Raw genomic sequence first — 16,875 nt, 5'->3', positions numbered from 1 at the left:
CGCGTTACGACTCGTCGGTGACGTACGCGGCCATGTCGAGCATCCGGTTCGAGAAGCCGTACTCGTTGTCGTACCACGTGAGGATCTTCAGCAGCTTCCCGCCGGCGATGACGTTCGTGGACTGCAGGTCGACGTAGCTGGAGAACGGCAGCCCGACGATGTCGCTGGAGACGACCTCGTCGTCGGTGTAGCCGAGCACGCCCGCGAGCGGGCCGGAGTCGGCCGCGTCGCGGAACGCCTCGTTGACTTCCTCGGCGGTGACCGTCTCGTCGAGGCTCACGACGAACTCGGTGAGGGAGCCGTTCGGGATGGGGACGCGCATCGCCATGCCGTCGATTTTACCGTCGAGCTGCGGGAGGACCTTTTGTGCGGCCCCGGCTGCGCCCGTCGAGGTCGGAACGATGTTTTCGGCCGCCGCGCGGCCGCGGCGCGTCTTGGCCTTCGGACCGTCGATGAGCGCCTGCGAGCCGGTGTAGGCGTGGACCGTGGTGAGGGTGCCGGCGTCGATGCCGAACTCCGCGTCGAGCACCTTCGCGACCGGCGTGATGGAGTTCGTCGTACAGGAGGCGTTCGAGATAACGTCGTCGCCGTCGTACTCGTCGTGGTTGACGCCGTACACGAGCTGTTTGACGGGCTCCTCGCCCTTCGGGGGCGCCGAGATGACGACGGTGTCGGCGCCGCCTTCGAGGTGCGCGCTCGCGTCCTCGCGGGTCCGGAAGACGCCGGTACACTCCAGGGCGACGTCGACGTCGAGCTCGTCCCACGGGAGGTCCGCGGGGTCCTGCACGTTGTACAGCGGGACCGACGTGCCGCCGATCGTCAGCGCGTCGCCGTCGCGCTCGACGCCGTCGAGTCGGCCCATGACGGTGTCGTACTTCGCGAGGTACGCCATGTCGTCGAAGTCCATCACGTCGTTGATCCCGGCGAGCTCGATTCGGGGGTGTTCCATGGCCGCGCGGAACACGTTTCGACCGATGCGGCCGAAGCCGTTGAGACCGACCCGCACGATCTCGTCCTCACTCACGTCGTCGCCCGCGGCGAGATATGATTTACTCATGTTCGAAAAAAGCGAGCCCCAGATACTTAAATCCGACCGAGTCGCCCCGAGACCCTCATAAACGTTCGAATTTGTTACGGCTACCCTCGCCGATCGGACACCGAGGCCCACGCCGCGTCCGTCCCGTCCCGCGTCCGTACGACACCGCGCCCGTGCGGTGTCGTGTCCGCAGCGGCATCGCGTTCGTCGGTCCGCAGCGGCACCGCGTTCGCCGTCCGGGCGGCGGCCAATACGGCGATCGACAGAAGGCTTATCGGGATCACCGTCCTCCCCTGACGTATGGATAGAGACGACCGTGACGATCCGTTCGGGGACTTCTTCGAAGAGATCGAACGGATGATGAACGAGATGGCCAACGGCGGCCCCGGCACCGAAGACGCCGGGTTCGGCTCCGAGACGCACGTCGACGCGTACGCGACGGAAGACACCGTCCGACTCGTCGCCGACCTCCCGGCCGTCTCGAAAGAGCAGCTGTCCCTGCAGTGCGACGGCGAGGCGCTCACCATCTCCGCGGCGTCGGACCGGCGCGAGTACGACGAGACCGTCGAGCTTCCCGCCGCGGTCGACGAGCACTCAGCCGACGCGACGTTCAACAACGGCGTCCTCGAGGTCGCGTTCGACCGCGACGACGACTCCGCGTCGATCGACCTGGTCTGACCACGGGGCCCGCTCCCCGCTCGCGTTCACTTCTCGGCGGTCCGCTTCACGAGCGCCGCCAGCCGGTCGTAAAACTCCGGCTCGTACTTCGTCGCCGCGTCGATGGTCGGCCGCGCGTTCGTCTCGTTGACCACGAGCCGGTCGTCCGTCTCCAGCAGATCGACGCCGAGGTAGTCGATGTCCAGGGCGGCGGCGGTGCGCTCGGCCAACTCGCGGGCCCGGTCGGGAAGGTCGACGCCGACCGCTTCGGCGCCCCGGTGGACGTTGTGCTTCCAGCGGCCGGCGTCGCGGGCGTCGGCGGGGAGCCGCCGGCGGACCGCGCCGACGTAGGCGCCGTCGACGACCATCGCGCGGTAGTCGCGCGCGTCGGGGAGGAACTCCTGGATCAGAAACGACTTGTCGCCGGTCGCGCGGTAGTCGTGCACGAGGTTGAGGTAGTCGACCGTCCCCAGAAGCGAGTCGAGGTCGGACGCCGTCGCGACACCGACGCCGCGAGTCGCGGAGTTCGGCTTGACGACGACCGGGTACGAGAACCCCGACACGGCGTCGACGACGGCGGACTCGCTCACCGGATTCGACACCATGACGGTCCGCGGCGTCGGGATACCGGCCGCGTCGAGCCGAGCGAGCACCCCCGCCTTGTTCCGTGAGGTGAGGACCGCCTCGCGGCCGTTGACCCACGGTACCGAGAGCCGGGTATCGACGACCGCCCCTTCCATGAGTCGGGACGGGTAGACGAACCCGACGTCGAACCCGTCGAACTCGCCGGATTTGTCGAACTCGCCGGATTTGTCGAACTCGCCGGATTTGTCGAACTCGCCGGATTTGTCGAACTCGCCGCGGCCGTCGGAGACGTCGGACTCATCGACTGCGCCAACGCGCCGCTCGTCACCGCCGGACCGCCCGTCGCCGACGGTGCGGTCTCCACCCTCGGACACGCGAAGCGACCGCTCCTTCGCTTGAACGTGATCGACCGCGATCCCGCGATCGGCGAGCGGCTCGCGCACGCGCTCGAATGTCTCCGCGTCGGTCGTCATGGCGAGCCGAAGCATACCTCGGCTCAGTGCCGTTTCGACTTAACGATCTCGCGCCGGTCGCGGTGACCGCAGCAGTCGGCGCGGTTCGCGCGGCCGGTCACCGCAGGTGGCCTTCCTCGCGGAGCTGTTCGGCCTCGCTTTTCTCGTAGCGCCACGAGATGTCGGCTTTCTCGTCCTGCCAGTCCCACGGCTCGACGAGGACGATGTCGTCCTCGCGGATCCAGACGCGTTTCTGCATCCGTCCGGGGATCCGAGCGGTCCGCTCTTTCCCGTCCGCACAGCGGACTTTGACCCGGTTCGCGCCGAGCATCTCGACGACCTCCGCGAACACCTCGTCGTCGTCGGGCATCCGGAGGTCGTTTCGACCGTCGCCGTCTCCGTTGCTCATGCGTACGCGGTGATACGCGCTCCCGGAAATAAAAGGGCCGCTCTCTGCGGCGCCGATGCGGCCCGTTTACACGGCGCGTCACCCGCCCTCGAACTCGCACCGAAGCGGCCATTTTATCACCCGACACCGCCGATCCGGCTCCATGCGTGACACGCTCGGAACCGAAGGCATCGCCGGCGTCGCGGTCGTTCTCCTCGGGATCGGGGTGGTGGCCGTTCACGACCCGATCGTCGGGGGCGGAATGGCGCTGTTCCTCGCCGGCCTCGCACTGATCGCGAAGGGGGTCGCGGACTCCACGATGCGCGCGTTCGGCCTCAAGTAGGACTCTTTGGCGCTTGCCGGCCTCACCGACTCCGGCCCCCGGTCCACCCGGATCCTCGGCCGACGCCACCGCCTCGTCGCCCTCGAAACAGCCTCGTCGTTTCCCAACCGACCTCCTCGCTCCCGAAAGAGTCATATTCGGTGCCCGCTGCGACCCGGTATGGTCGATGTGCCTGCCGTTGCGGTCGAACTGATCGAACTGTTCGCCATCGTCGCCGGCGCCGGCGCGGCCTCGGCGATCGGGATCGTCCTCGAACGCTTCGGCTTCGAGGCCGCGGTCGGCGGCGACCTCGTCCTCGGACTGTGGGCGACGGGAATGGGACTGCTCGCGCTGTACGTCGGGATCGTCGCGCTCGGCTACGAGCAGGCGCTCCCGCGACTCCAGCGGCTCTCCGCCGGCGAGTAACGCGTCCCGCCTTCGTCCGTCGCCGCGCGGTCCACACGGGACCGCGCACTCCGCACGGATCGCGCAGTTCGCACAGGCCCCTACAACGCCCCGTCTCGAGCCTGTTCTCTGACGTCTTCCGCGCGTTCACGGATCGCCGTCCACTCCGCGTCGTCCTTGTCGTCGACGTGCGAGTACGCGAGTCCCATCCGTCCGGTTCCGCGGAGCGTCTCCTCGTGCTCTCGGAGGAAGTCCCAGTAGAGCGCGTTGAGCGGGCAGGCGCCCTCCCCGGTCGTCCGCGAGACGGCGTACGGACACGACGCGCAGTGATCGCTCATGCGGTTCACGTAGTTCCCCGAGGCGGCGTACGGCTTCGAGGAGAGCACGTCCGTCCCGAACGACCCCATCGCGACGACGTTCGGCGTCGTCACCCAGTGGTACGCGTCGACGAACCCGAGGTGGAACCACTCGTTCAGCTCCGCGGGGTCGGCGCCGTAGAGCAGCGCGAAGTTCGACAGCACCATCAGCCGTTCGATGTGGTGTGCGTAGCCGAACTCGCGGACGTGACCCACCGCCTCCGAGAGGCAGGTCATCTCGGTGTCGCCGTCCCAGTAAGCGGGCGGGAGCTCTCGCTGTTGGTCCAACCGGTTCGCGCCGGCCAGCCTCGGCATCGCCTCGCGGTAGACGTGTCGGACGAACTCCCGCCAGCCGAGCACCTGCCGGACGAACCCCTCGGCCGCGTTGAGCGGGACGGGTGCGAGAGCGTCGCCCGGCGCTCGCTCTCCGTCGGCGTCGCTCTCGCTGGCGTCGCTCCCGCCGAACGCGTCCAGCGTCGTCGCGTCGCCGCGACCGGGGTCGTACGCGCCCGGTTCGACCCCGCGGTCCGCGTACGCGGCCTCGACCGCCAGGACGGGTTCCCGCGGACCGAGGAGCCCGAGGTTGATCGCGGGCGAGAGCAGGGAGTGCGAGAGGAACGGCTCGCCGGTGACCATCGCGTCCTGGTACCGCCCGAACGACGGGAGCCGATCGCGGACGAAGTCGTCCAAGGCGTCGAGCGCCTCCGCGCGGGTGACCGGCCACGCGAACTCCTCGAGCCCGTCGTCGCCCCACGTGTCGAACCGGTCGCGAACCCACGCGTGGGTCTCGCGGGTGAGGTCGTCCGGCTCGTACCGCGGGGGCGACGGGGGGCTCCAGTCGACGGGCGGCGTCTCCCGGTTCCGATCGTCGAAGTTCCACTCGCCGCCGACCGGTTCGTCGCCGTCCATCAGCACGCCCGTCTCTCGGCGAACGTGCCGGTACCATCCCTCCTGTCGGTACCTGCGCGCGGCGGCTCCGTCCTCGCCGAGGAGGGGCTCGTCTCCCCGCGGCGGGTCCGCCCACTCCCGCCAGTCGTCGGGGGTCGTCCAGAACAGTTCGTTGTCGATCAGCGTGAGGCTCGCGCCGCGCTCGCCGGCGAGCGCGCGGAGGCGCTCTCCCGCACCGTGGCTCGCCGGGCGCATCACTCGGAGGTCGGGGTCGGCGGCTTCCGTCCCGCCTCGTCCGGCGAGAAACGCGTCGAGCCCGTCACCGAACGAGGCCGCTTCGAGGTACGTCACGTCGTGCCCTCGGTCGCGGAGGTCGTCGCGGAAGTGCCGCATCGCGGCGAACACGAGCGTCAGCTTGTGGGCGTGGTACGGCCTCCGGTCCGCGAACCCGTGCGCCTCGATCAACAGCACCTCGTCGACCTCGTCGAGGGCGTCGAGGGTCGGATTCAGCTGGTCGCCCAGCAGCCACAGCGTCGATCGGTCGCTCACGGCGGATCGCACGACGCCCACCGATATAGCTCCGGGGACCGACACCCGCGCCTTTTTGTCCGGCCTCGGTGAGGATGCTGACATGGACGAAATCCTCACGAACTGGCTCCTCGGGCTGATCGCCGCCCTCCTCGCCGTCCTCGTGCTCGACTCGACCGGACAGTCGTTCCTCAACCCGCTCGCGCCCGTCGCGAACGTGCTCGCGCTCGTGACGTTCCTCGCGTTCGTTATCCTCACGGGCACGTTCCTCGTGTACACGGCGTCGTTCCGCGACGCGTAAGACGCCAATTGCGCCGGGTGCACCGGCTGCACCGGGTGCGCCGACTTCGCCGAGGCGCTCCCCCTCCGGTCGTTCTCCGCCCGACCGGAGCGAGCGACCCCGCGGATACCTTTTTACTCCGACTCCGTCTCGTGGACCCATGGAGTACACGACCCTCGGCGACACCGGGATGACGGTGTCGAAGATCTGTCTCGGCTGCATGAGCTTCGGCGACTCGGACTGGCGCGAGTGGGTCCTCGACGAGGAGGAAGGGAAAGCGATCGTCGAGCGCGCGCTCGAACTCGGCGTGACGTTCTTCGACACCGCCAACATGTACTCGAACGGCGAGTCGGAGCGCGTCCTCGGGGAAGCGCTGGAGGGACACCGCGAGGAGGCGGTCGTCGCGACGAAGGGGTACTTCCAGATGGACGAGTCGAACCCGAACTCGGGCGGGCTTTCGCGGAAGGCGATCGAACAGGAGCTGGCGAACAGCCTCGATCGACTCGGGATGGACACGATCGACCTGTACCAGATCCACCGGTGGGANACAGGAGCTGGCGAACAGCCTCGATCGACTCGGGATGGACACGATCGACCTGTACCAGATCCACCGGTGGGATTACGACACGCCGATCGAGGAGACGCTGGCGACGCTCGACGACGCGGTCCGCCGCGGCGACGTTCGGTACGTCGGCGCCTCCTCGATGTGGACCCACCAGTTCGCCGACGCGCTTCACACGAGCGACCGCGAAGGGTACGAGCGGTTCGCCACGATGCAGAACCACTACAACCTCGCCTATCGCGAGGAAGAACGCGAGATGCTCCCCTTCTGTCAAACGGAGAGGATCGGCGTGATGCCGTGGAGCCCGCTCGCGCGCGGCTACCTCACCCGCCCCGACGAGGACATCGACGCGACGACCCGCGGCGAGACGGAAGAACACATGTACCGCCACCCGTACCGCGAGGGCGGCGGCACGGCCGTCAACGAGCGCGTCGCGGAACTCGCCGACGAGAAGGGCGTGAAGATGGCGCAGATCGCCTTGTCGTGGCTGTTCCACAAGGAGTGGGTCGACACGCCCATCGTCGGAACCACGAGCGTCGAACACCTCGAAGACGCCGTCGAGGCGCTCGATATCGACCTCTCCGCGTCCGACGTCGAGTGGCTGGAGGAGCCGTACGAGCCGGTCCGCGTCTCCGGCCACGAGTGAAGCGCCGGCACGGGGTCGACACGGCACGAGTGGTTCGGCGACGGCGACTCCGCGCTTATAAACGCACCGTCGCGGACGGCACAACAACCCTTTTCGGCGGGGCTGTCGAACCGTGGTCCATGGCAGACGACGACGCTACCGACGCCGAGAACGGCGAGGAACAGGGCGACGCCGACCGGGGCGCCGACGGCGCCGACGGCGAGGACGGCGAGGAGAAGTCCTTCCGCGAGCGCGTCGAAGAGATCCGCGAGCGCCGCGAGCAGGAGCGCGAGGAGGGCGACCGGCCCGACCCCGAGGAGATGATGGGCGGCGCGGGCGGCCCGCCGGGGATGGGCGGTGGCGGCGGCAACCCCTTCGCGCAGATGATGTCCGGCATGATGGGCGGTGGCGGCCCGGGCGGCGCGGGCGGTCCGCCGGGGATGGGCGGCGGTGCCGGCGGCCCCGGTGGTCGACCGGGCGAAGGCGGCCAGCGCGACGACGCCGGCAACGAGGAACTCGTCCGCGAGGTCCGACAGCTCCGCGACGAGGTCCGCGACGCGACTCGGCAGCTCCAGCGCATCGCGCAGGCGCTCGAAGACGACTAACGCGGACGCTCCTGACGCGGAGTATCGGTGCTTTTTGGGTGTGACCTCGATCCGTGAGCCGGTGGTCCGCGATGATCGAGAGCGGGAGTTGGTGTTGCACGCGAGTTGGGTGATTGCTTATAAGTGAGCGGTGGTGTTGCTGTCGGCTATTTATAAGCCGTTAATCGTGGCAGAAACGGTGCTAACGGCTCAACCGTACCGCACAGCACCGCGCCTCACGCCTCCCCAGCCTCGTCGGCTCGGCGTTTGTAAACGCCGAGCCGACTCCCTCGCGCTCGGGTTCGCACCGCTTCGCGGCGCTCACCGGAGCGCGCCGACCGCGGCTATCCATTTATAAACAATCGTCGCCGCCGTTCTCGGTTATCTATATACCGCGTCGCCGTCAGCGGTCTGCGATACTCACTCCCGCAGTCGATCGCACTACAGATCGCGTGATCGAAGCGTCGTGAAAATTCGCACAACAGTCGCGAAAAACCCGCAAAGCCGCAAAAAGCCGCCTGCTACGCCCTTAACACTCCGACCAGCCGCACGACTCGCACGTCTTGCAGCCTTCGGAGTAGTAGAGACTCATGCTCCCGCAGTCGGGACACTCGGGCGATTCGCCCGCCTTGATGAGTTCCTGCATCGCGTCGTCGGCACCGTCGGCGCCGTCGGCGTCGCCCGCGTTCGGTCCGTCGGGGGATGCAGCCACGTTCGCGGCCGGATCGTCGACCGCCGCGCCGCCGTCGGTCTGGCTCGCGGACTCGTTCGTGAGGTCGCGCTCGACGTCGTCGAGACTCTGCTGTTGGGGGATCCCCTTGTCGACGTCGTCGTCGAGGTAGCGCCGAAGCGCGGTGCCGATCGCGTCCGGGATCGACTGGATCTGCTCGCCTTTGTCCCAGGCGACCTTCGGGCTCCGGGTGCCCTGCAGCTCGTCGACGATCTCCTCGGGGTCGACGCCCGAACGGAGCGCCGTCGAGATCACCTTCGCGAGCGCCTCCGTGAAGGAGTTGGTGTAGCCGCCGGAGTGGCCGATATTCGCGAACAGCTCGAACGGGCGGCCGTTCTCGTCCTCGTTGATGGTGACGTACAGCTTGCCGTAGCCCGTCTCGACGCGCTGGGTGACGCCCGACAGCGAGTCGGGGCGGGGGCTGCGCTCGCTGTAGTCGATCCGCGGCTGCTCGCTGGCCTCCAGCAGGTCGGCGATCTCCGTGTCGATTGCTTGCTGGACGTCCTCGTTGTCGAGGAACGCCTCGATGCCGCCGAACACCTCGCCGATCTGCTCGACGATCGTCTCGGCCGCCTCGCTCTCGTCGGCGAACTCCGCGTTCTTCGCGCGCGTGGTGAGCACCTGCTTCGAGCGGGTGCCGTCGCGGTAGACGGTGACGCCCTTCCCGCCGTGGTCGTAGATGTAGCGGTACACCTCTTCCATCTCCTCGGCCGTGGCGTCGTTCGGGAAGTTGCACGTCTTCGAGATGGCGGAGTCGACGCCCTGCTGGCAGGCGCACTGGACCGCCGCGTGCTGTTTGCCCGAGAGGTCGCCGGTGACGACGAAGAGCTCGCCAATCGCGTCCGGCACGGTCTCCAAGCCGTCCACGCCGTCGAACTCGTTTGCGGCCATCTGGTCTTGGGCCTCCCGCTTGACGTCGTCGACGTCGATGTCGTTCTCCTCTAAGGTGCGCAGGAAGTAGTCGTCGAACTCGACGAGCATCTCGTCGCCCTGCACGTCGTCGGAGACGTTCTTGTAGTAGGCGACGTTGTAGATGGGCTCACAGCCGCCCGTCGTGTTGCCGATCATCGACGTCGTGCCCGTGGGCGCGATGGTCGTCGTGTTGTGGTTCCGGACGGGGAAGCCGTCCTCCCACTCGTCCGCGTCGAGCCCGGTGTAGTGTTCGAACCACTCGCGGTGCTCGGTGGGGTTCGCGTACTTCGAGTCCTCCCAGTCGTTGAACGGCCCGCGCTCCGTCGCGAGCTCGTGGGAGGTCTGCTTCGACGCGTGGTTGATGTGCGTCATCAGCTGGCGGGCGACCTCGTTGCCCGGCTCGGTGCCGTACTGGATCCCGAGCTGGATGTACAGCTGTGCGAGCCCCATGATCCCGAGGCCGATCTTCCGCATGTCGCGGACCTTCTGTTCGATCTTCTCGACCGGGAAGTCCGACATGGTGACGACGTTCTCGAGGAAGCGGGTGCCGTAGTCGATCCGCTCGTCGAACTCCTCGAAGTCGATCGCCTCCTCCAGGAAGGCGTCGATCGCCTCGGCTTGGGAGTCGTACTCGTCGGCGTGCGCTTCGGACCAGACACGCCAGTCCGGCGCGTCCTGCGCCGCGAGCGTCGAGAGATTGATGTGACCGAGGTTACAGGCCTCGTACTCTTCGAGCGGCTGCTCGCCGCAGGGATTCGTCGCGAGGATCCGGTGATCCGGGTGTTCCTCGACGTCGAACGAGTGCTCCTTGTTCACCCGTTCGAGGTAGATGACGCCCGGCTCGCCGTTCTCGTGGGCGCCCTCGATCATGTCGTCCCACAGCTCCTGTGCGGGGATCGAGAGGACCTCGCCGACCTCGACGTGCTCGCCGAGGCCGAACATGTCGTAGATCTCCTTCGTCTCCGGCGTCGCGACGTGCGGCTCCTCCGTGCGCGGGTTGGTGAAGGTGAACTCCTCGTCGTTGTACAGCGCCTCCATGAAGTCGTCGGTGACGCCGACGCTGATGTTGAAGTTCGAGAGGTGACCCTCGACGGCGTTTCGGAGGTGCTCTGGCACCTTTCCGTCCTCGTCGATGAGTTCGCGAGCCTCCTCTAAGGCGTCCGCGAAGGAGTTGTGCGTGAAGTCGTCGGGGTCGTTGAGCCGCAGCGAGTGGGCCAACGAGACGTCCTTGTTCTTCGAGTGGATGAACTGGATGACGTCGGGGTGCGAGACGCGCATGACGCCCATCTGGGCCCCGCGGCGCGCGCCGCCCTGCGCGATCGTCTCGCACATCTGGTCGAACGTCCGCATGAACGTGATCGGCCCGGAGGCGATCCCGCCGGTGGAGCCGACCGCGTCGCCGTAGGGGCGGAGCTTCCAGAACGCGTACCCCATGCCGCCGCCGGACTGGAACACCTCGGCCGCCTCCTTGGCGGTCTGGTGGATGTCGGTGATGTCGTCGCCGGGGGAGTCGACGAAGCAGGCCGAGAGCTGCTGGAGCTCGTCGCCCGCGTTCATCAGCGTCGGGGAGTTCGGCATAAAGGAGAGCTGCTCCATCCCGTCGCGGAACCGGTCCGCGGTCGCCTCGACGTGGTCGCGGACGCCCTCCGGAAGCTCGGGGACGACGGTGTCGTACGCGAACTTGTTGACATTGTGCGCGGTGAGCGCGGTCTCCGCGTCGTCGTCGGCCGTGACGCCCGCGCCGAACACCTCGGCGGCGAGCTCGTCGCGGCGCGGGTGGTCCGGCTTCAACTGGTCGGGCGTGACGGTGACCTCGACGCCCTGATTCTCGGCCTCGAAGACGGCCTCCGCGAGCGCGACGTTGCGCGCGACGCGGTCGAACAGCTCCTCGGGGTTCTCGATCGGCTCGCCGTCCGCGTTCTTTCGGAGGTATCGCGCGGGCAGAATGTTCTGGTAGGCGTTGGCGGTGAGCCGCTCCTCCATCGTCTCGCCCGTGGTTCGTTTGATCGGCAGTTCGAGTTCGTCGGCGGCGACGCCGTCGCTGCTCATTCGACGGCCACCCCGCTGGGTCGGTGTTGGATATGGATCATCTGTAGTGTTGGTGTACTGGCGAGGCGGGCCCTTGTACGTTCGGATATCGGGCCCCGGTAGGCGTCTCAGACAGCTACGTGTCTGGTTCGTTATATACTGTCTGTCCCGCGCATCTGACGCTATCGTCGGGTACGTCGACAACGAACGGGCTCCGAGCACATAAGCGTAGTCAGACCAGAGTGAAACTGATGTCTCGAACAAAAAACCGCGGGATGAGGCCACCGTCCCACCGGAACAAAAGGGGGGTTGACCGACGGTCCCCACATCGGTATTGGGTCGCGTTACCGCGACCATAACCCGCCGCTTCGGTGTCTGTTGTCGGACCTATCTGACGGCGCTTTCCGGGGAAGTGACACATTTCTTATTTATATCGAGGGCGAGCGTTCCCCACAAGCTTATGCCGGACCTCGTCGTGGGCCCTCACATGACTGCTTCGCTCGCGACCCTCGCTGCGCTCGCAACGTCACCGCCGCTCCAGGCCGGTGTTCTCGGGACGCAGACGGGACAACTGCTCGTCGGCCTCGTCGCCGTCGCGCTCGTGATCATCGTCGGGAAATTCGTCCTGAAACTGGCGTGGCGACTGGTCACGATCGCGATCGTTCTCGTCGCCGCGTTCTTCCTGCTGTCGACGCTGGGACTGATCTGACGCTGCGCTGCGGCGTTCGAAACTGCGATAAAATAACAGCGGCGAACCGAGCCGGCTTACTGGAACGCGGCGCTGGGTTCGCTGTCCCGGCGATCGACGTCCGACCGCTGGAACTGCTTTTCTATCTCCGCGTAGCGCTCGCGCGTCTCGGGGGTGACGCTGGGGTTCACCTCGTCGAGGGCCGCCTCGAAGTGGGCCATCGTCACGCGGACGTTGCCGACGGACTCACCGATTTCCTCGCGCGAGACGCTGCCGATGAACTCCCGGGAAGCGTTCATCGACGCCTCGCGGGCGACCGCCTCGATGTCGGCCCCGACGTACCCGTCCGTCTGCCGGGCGATGGCGTCGAGGTCGACGTCGTCGGCCAGCGGCTTGTTGCGGGTGTGGACCTCCAGGATCTTCCGGCGGGCCTCCTCGTCCGGCACGGGCACGTGCACGTGGCGGTCGAGTCGGCCGGGCCGGAGCAGCGCGGAGTCGATCAGGTCCGGGCGGTTCGTCGTCGCGATGACGACCACGTCCTCCAGCGACTCGAGCCCGTCGAGCTCCGTCAGCAGCTGGGAGACGACGCGCTCGCCGACGCCGGAGTCGCCGGAATTCTTGCCGCGCTCGGTCGCGATCGAGTCGATCTCGTCGAAGAACACGATCGTCGGCGCGTTCTCGCGGGCCTTGCTGAACACCTCGCGGACGCCCTTCTCGGACTCGCCCACGAACTTGTTGAGCAGTTCGGGCCCCTTGATCGAGATGAAGTTCGACTCCGCCTCGTTGGCGACGGCCTTCGCCAGCAGGGTCTTCCCCGTGCCCGGCGGGCCGTACATCAGGACGCCCTTGGCGGCCTGCATGTCGAGCTCCTCGAACACCTCGGGGTACTCCAGCGGCCACTGGATCGTCTCACGGAGCCGCTCTTTGGTGTCCTCGAGTCCGCCGACCTGGTCCCAAGTGACGTCGGGGACCTCGACGAACACCTCCCGGAGCGCGGAGGGCTCGATCCCCTTCATCGCCTCCTTGAAGTCGGTCTCCGTGACCTGGATGGAGTTCAGCACGTCGGCGTCGATCTCGTCGCTCTCCAAGTCGAGCTCGGGACGGATGCGCCGCAGCGCGTGCATCGCCGACTCCTTCGCGAGCGATTCGAGGTCGGCCCCGACGAAGCCGTGGGTGTTCTCGGCGTACTCGTCGAGATCGATCTCCTCGACCAGCGGCATGTTCCGCGTGTGAACCTGCAGGATCTCCTTGCGGCCGTCGCGGTCGGGGACGCCGACCTCGATCTCGCGGTCGAAGCGCCCGCCGCGCCGGAGCGCGGGGTCGATGGCGTCGACGCGGTTCGTCGCCCCGATGACGACGACCTCGCCGCGGTCCTCCAAGCCGTCCATCAGCGAGAGCAACTGGGCCACGACGCGGCGTTCCACGTCGCCGCCGGCCTCCTCGCGTTTGGGCGCGATCGAGTCGAGCTCGTCCATGAACACGATCGCGGGGGCGTTCTCGGTCGCCTCCTCGAACACGTCACGGAGCTGCTCTTCGGACTCGCCGTAGTACTTCGACATGATCTCCGGGCCGGAGATCGTGTGGAAGCTGGCGTCGATCTCGTTCGCGACCGCCTTCGCGATCAGCGTCTTGCCGGTGCCCGGCGGGCCGTGGAGCAGGACGCCCTGCGGCGGGTCGATCCCGAGCCGCTTGAACAGCTCCGGGTGCCGCATGGGCAACTCGATCATCTCGCGGACCTGCTCGAGTTCGCTGTCGAGCCCCCCGATGTCCTCGTAGGTGACGTCCGGGGCGTCCTCGCCGCCCTCGCCGCCGGCGCCGGAGCCGCTGACGATCTCCTCGGCGGGCTTCTCGGAGATGGTGATCTCCGTCGCGTCGGTGACGACGACCGTACCCGACGGGACGGTCTCGGCGATCTTCACCGGAACGGCCTGTCCCTGTCCGCCGCCGCCCATGAGACCGAACCCGAAGGGGACGCGGATCGTCTGTCCCTCGGTGAGCGGCTGACCGGCGAGCTTGTCGCGGAGGAACCGTCCCACGTCGCCGCGCACGCCGAGCCGCTGGGGGAGCGCGATGGTGACCCGGTCCGCCTGGTTCACCTCGACGGACTCGACGGTCACCTTGTCGTCGATGCCGACGCTCGCCTCTTGGCGGAGCTTCCCGTCGATCCGGATGACGCCCGTGCCGTCGTCCTCCGGGTAGCCGGGCCAGACGCGGGCGATCGCGGCGCCGCTCTGTCCCTCGACGCGGATGAAGTCGCCGCCCGACAGCTCGAGCTCCTCGGCCGCCACGCGGTCGATCGCCGCGAGGCGGCGCCCGGCGTCCTTCTGTTTTAACGGGCGAACGGTGAGGTTCATCGCTCACCCTCGATCGTGATCACGCCGTTTTCGATCCCGACGCGCTCGGCCGTTCCCGGGAGCTCGAACTCCGATTCGACCGGCTCGCCGTCGCCCTCGATAACGACGATCGCCGTGCTTCCGACGGTGTCGACGCTGGCGTTTTCGGCGTCGGCGCCCAGATCGGCGGCGACGACCCACCCGTCTTCGTACTCGTACCGGCGGAGTAACGCATCGTCGCCGGACGATCGGGTCTGTTTGAGATTCATGCTAACTACAAGTTAGGCGCCAAGCTATTTAAACATGTCGCAGAAAATCGCACCACGGGGGTAGATATTCTACGTAGCGGTAGTGTTGCGGTTCAGGGTGTGGTGACGCCTTGGGATTCGCCGACGGACGTTTATTACCGTCCTCCGACTGATCGACCCATGGAACGGATCGCCCACGACGGTCGCACCACCGCGTACCGGGTCGCCGATCGCGGCGGCGACGGACCGGCGGTGTGTTGTATCCACGGCAGCGGCGGCAGCAAAGGCGCGTGGAAGTCGCAGTCGCGCGAAAGCGATCGGTTCCCGGTCGTCGCGCTCGATCTGTCCGGACACGGCGACAGCGACGACACCGACGCGGCCGCCGGCCGCGAAGCGCTCGACGCGTACGCGGACGACGTCGTCGCCGTCGCCGAGGCGACCGGCGCGAGCGTCCTCTGTGGGAACTCCCTCGGCGGGGCGGTCGCGCTGTGGGTCGCGCTCGAGCGAGACCTCCCGCTCGACGGTCTCGTACTCGCGGGGACGGGCGCGAAGCTCGCGGTCACGGCCGAGCTGCTGGACGCGCTCGCGACCGACTTCGACCGCGCCGTCGACCTCCTCCACGAACCGGACCGACTGTTCCACGACGCGTCCCCGGAGTACGTGGACGCGTCGCGCGCGGAGATGCGCGAGTGCGGTCGCGCCGTCACCGAGCGGGACTTCCGCACCTGCCACGCCTTCGACGTCCGCGACCGGCTCTCCGAGATCGCGGTCCCGTCGCTCGCGATCGTCGGCGAACACGACGCGCTGACGCCCCCGGCGTACCACGACTTCTTCGCCGAGCGGATCGACGACTGCGAGCGGGCGGTGATCGAGGACGCCGCACACCTCGCGATGCTCGAACGGCCTGCGGCGTTCAACGCGGCGCTCGCGGCGTTCGTCCGTCGAATCTCGGCGTGAGGGCTCTGTCTCGGGGCCGAAAGCGCCGACCCGCCGGCCTGCGGTACCCTTTTGCCCCGATGGCGTCCACCTCTGCGTCATGACTGGTGAGGACCGGCCGGCGACCGAGGACGAGTCGGCGGACGACTCGGGGCGCCCGTCGAGCGACGACCAGTCGGTCGATGCGACGCCTCCCGTCCCCGAGTCCGAGGATCCGGACCTCGACGACCTCTTGGAGACGCTGGACGCCCTCCAGCACGCGGTCGACGACCCGGACGAGCGAGCGCAGGTCAGAGAGACGATCTCGCTCGTCGAACGGATGCCGGGCAGCTCGGTGTTTACGAGCCGGATCACGAAGTACACGTCCCGAGACATGGCCGAGGCGTTCGTCGGGGCCGTGCTCTTCGCGCTGCCGCTGCTCGTCGAGGGGGGCGTCTTCGAGATCGCCGCTTGGTTCGCCGCGACGACGGTCCGCGGCGTCCCCGTCCTGCTCTTCGCGCACGTGGCGTTCGTGCTGGTCATGACCGCCGGCCTGCTCTACTTCGCCGACTTCCGGGAGATCACGATCAGGCATCCGATACTGGGGATCATCCCCCGCCGATACGCCGGGATACTCACCGTTTCGCTGTTCACGTCGGTGTTTATGCTCCTGCTGTGGGGTCGGCTTCACGAGGGTTCCCCCACGACGGTCGAACAGGCCGGCCGCGTGGCCGTCGTCTGGTCGGCGGCCGCGTTCGGCGCGGGGCTGGGCGACATCCTTCCCGGCGAGTCGAAGGGGGCGGATCTCGGGCGGTTCGATCTCGACATCGGCGACCGCGGCCGCGACGACTGACCGGCTCGCCTCCTCGCGACTCCGATCGGCCGACGGCTGGTTCCCCCGTTTCCACACCTTTTTCGCTGCGGCGACCGTACCGTTGTACATGTCAGCGTTACGTGACGCGCTCCGGGATCTCCCGGACGCGGTGTTCGCGGATCTGCTCGAATCCGACGATGGGTACGTGCTCGTTGTCGACCTCCCCGGCGCGACCCCGGAGACGACCGAGGTGCTCGCCGAGGACGGGCGGATCGTCATCGAGGGGCGCCGCGAAAAGGGAATCCCCGACGGATTCCGCTACGTCCGCGAGGACCGTCCGCTGTTCCTCGACGCCGAACTCCCCCTCCCCGCCGACGCCGACGGCAGCGGCGCCGACGCCGAGATGGACCGCGGGGTCCTCGAAGTCACGATTCCCAAGCGGAGCGGCGACGCCACCCGTACCATCCCGATCGACGAGGGCGACATCGAGGACGCTGAGGACGCTGAGGGCGTCGAGGACGCCGAGGACGACGCCTAAC

Annotated in this window: 16 protein-coding genes and 1 pseudogene; 10 read left to right on the top strand and 7 right to left on the bottom strand. The window is 67.8% G+C overall.

The window, feature by feature from the left end; all coding sequences use genetic code 11:
- Positions 1–4: 4 nt before the first annotated feature.
- Positions 5–1,057 carry a type I glyceraldehyde-3-phosphate dehydrogenase gene (gap, locus tag C461_RS11235; protein WP_008001312.1) on the bottom strand — a complete coding sequence of 351 codons (1,053 nt, stop codon included), beginning with the start codon at positions 1,055–1,057 and terminating at the stop codon, positions 5–7.
- A gap of 279 nt (positions 1,058–1,336) precedes the next feature.
- On the opposite strand from gap, the gene C461_RS11230 reads away from it, so the two are divergent.
- Complete coding sequence (locus C461_RS11230; protein WP_008001311.1) at positions 1,337–1,714, top strand: Hsp20/alpha crystallin family protein; 378 nt, start codon at positions 1,337–1,339, stop codon at positions 1,712–1,714.
- Positions 1,715–1,740: 26 nt separating this feature from the next.
- Here the strand turns inward: C461_RS11230 and C461_RS11225 are convergent, their stop codons facing one another.
- Together C461_RS11225 and eif1A are read right to left on the bottom strand one after the other, a co-directional pair.
- The gene (locus C461_RS11225) at positions 1,741–2,766 is read right to left on the bottom strand and encodes an ATP-grasp domain-containing protein (RefSeq protein WP_008001310.1); all 1,026 of its coding nucleotides are present in this window, start codon (positions 2,764–2,766) and stop codon (positions 1,741–1,743) included.
- Positions 2,767–2,848: 82 nt separating this feature from the next.
- Complete coding sequence (gene eif1A, locus C461_RS11220; protein ID WP_008001309.1) at positions 2,849–3,139, bottom strand: translation initiation factor eIF-1A; 291 nt, start codon at positions 3,137–3,139, stop codon at positions 2,849–2,851.
- A 142-nt stretch (positions 3,140–3,281) separates the two neighbouring features.
- On the opposite strand from eif1A, the gene C461_RS11215 reads away from it, so the two are divergent.
- Positions 3,282–3,461, top strand: a complete 180-nt coding sequence (locus C461_RS11215) for a DUF7470 family protein (RefSeq protein ID WP_008001308.1) — start codon at positions 3,282–3,284, stop codon at positions 3,459–3,461.
- Between the two features lie 159 nt (positions 3,462–3,620).
- Positions 3,621–3,866, top strand: coding sequence for a hypothetical protein (locus tag C461_RS11210; RefSeq protein WP_008001307.1), 246 nt, complete (start codon positions 3,621–3,623; stop codon positions 3,864–3,866).
- A gap of 80 nt (positions 3,867–3,946) precedes the next feature.
- On the opposite strand, the gene C461_RS11205 is transcribed toward C461_RS11210, so the two are convergent.
- Positions 3,947–5,638, bottom strand: a complete 1,692-nt coding sequence (locus tag C461_RS11205; protein WP_049906586.1) for a cryptochrome/photolyase family protein — start codon at positions 5,636–5,638, stop codon at positions 3,947–3,949.
- 82 nt (positions 5,639–5,720) lie between these two features.
- Here C461_RS11205 and C461_RS11200 point away from each other — a divergent pair, with 82 nt between their 5' ends.
- The 3 genes and pseudogenes from C461_RS11200 (at position 5,721) to C461_RS11190 (ending at position 7,689) form a co-directional block, all read left to right on the top strand.
- Positions 5,721–5,918, top strand: a complete 198-nt coding sequence (locus tag C461_RS11200; RefSeq protein ID WP_008001303.1) for a hypothetical protein — start codon at positions 5,721–5,723, stop codon at positions 5,916–5,918.
- Positions 5,919–6,057: 139 nt separating this feature from the next.
- Positions 6,058–7,105 (top strand): annotated as a pseudogene (locus C461_RS11195) (aldo/keto reductase).
- A 119-nt stretch (positions 7,106–7,224) separates the two neighbouring features.
- Positions 7,225–7,689 carry a hypothetical protein gene (locus tag C461_RS11190; protein ID WP_008001299.1) on the top strand — a complete coding sequence of 155 codons (465 nt, stop codon included), beginning with the start codon at positions 7,225–7,227 and terminating at the stop codon, positions 7,687–7,689.
- 508 nt (positions 7,690–8,197) lie between these two features.
- On the opposite strand, the gene C461_RS11185 is transcribed toward C461_RS11190, so the two are convergent.
- Entirely contained in the window at positions 8,198–11,359 is a 3,162-nt protein-coding gene (locus C461_RS11185; protein WP_008001298.1) for an adenosylcobalamin-dependent ribonucleoside-diphosphate reductase, read from the bottom strand.
- Between the two features lie 439 nt (positions 11,360–11,798).
- Between C461_RS11185 and C461_RS11180 the strand changes: the two genes are divergently transcribed.
- Positions 11,799–12,047 carry a hypothetical protein gene (locus tag C461_RS11180; protein ID WP_008001296.1) on the top strand — a complete coding sequence of 83 codons (249 nt, stop codon included), beginning with the start codon at positions 11,799–11,801 and terminating at the stop codon, positions 12,045–12,047.
- Positions 12,048–12,103: 56 nt separating this feature from the next.
- On the opposite strand, the gene C461_RS11175 is transcribed toward C461_RS11180, so the two are convergent.
- A complete protein-coding gene (locus C461_RS11175) occupies positions 12,104–14,380 on the bottom strand; it encodes a CDC48 family AAA ATPase (RefSeq protein ID WP_008001294.1) in 2,277 nt (758 codons plus the stop codon).
- A complete protein-coding gene (locus C461_RS11170; RefSeq protein WP_008001292.1) occupies positions 14,377–14,628 on the bottom strand; it encodes a DUF7127 family protein in 252 nt (83 codons plus the stop codon). Before C461_RS11170 ends, C461_RS11175 begins: the two co-directional genes overlap by 4 nt.
- A gap of 159 nt (positions 14,629–14,787) precedes the next feature.
- Between C461_RS11170 and C461_RS11165 the strand changes: the two genes are divergently transcribed.
- The 3 genes from C461_RS11165 (at position 14,788) to C461_RS11155 (ending at position 16,874) form a co-directional block, all read left to right on the top strand.
- Positions 14,788–15,564, top strand: a complete 777-nt coding sequence (locus C461_RS11165; RefSeq protein WP_008001290.1) for an alpha/beta fold hydrolase — start codon at positions 14,788–14,790, stop codon at positions 15,562–15,564.
- A gap of 79 nt (positions 15,565–15,643) precedes the next feature.
- Complete coding sequence (locus tag C461_RS11160) at positions 15,644–16,375, top strand: DUF2391 family protein (protein WP_008001288.1); 732 nt, start codon at positions 15,644–15,646, stop codon at positions 16,373–16,375.
- A gap of 88 nt (positions 16,376–16,463) precedes the next feature.
- Positions 16,464–16,874 (top strand): Hsp20/alpha crystallin family protein, encoded by a 411-nt coding sequence (locus C461_RS11155; protein ID WP_008001286.1) that lies wholly within the window; start codon positions 16,464–16,466, stop codon positions 16,872–16,874.
- Position 16,875: the final 1 nt, after the last annotated feature.

It is taken from the genome of Halorubrum aidingense JCM 13560 (genome assembly GCF_000336995.1).
GTDB classification, from domain to species: Archaea; Halobacteriota; Halobacteria; order Halobacteriales; family Haloferacaceae; genus Halorubrum; species Halorubrum aidingense.
This window is presented reverse-complemented; position numbering and strand designations above follow the sequence as displayed.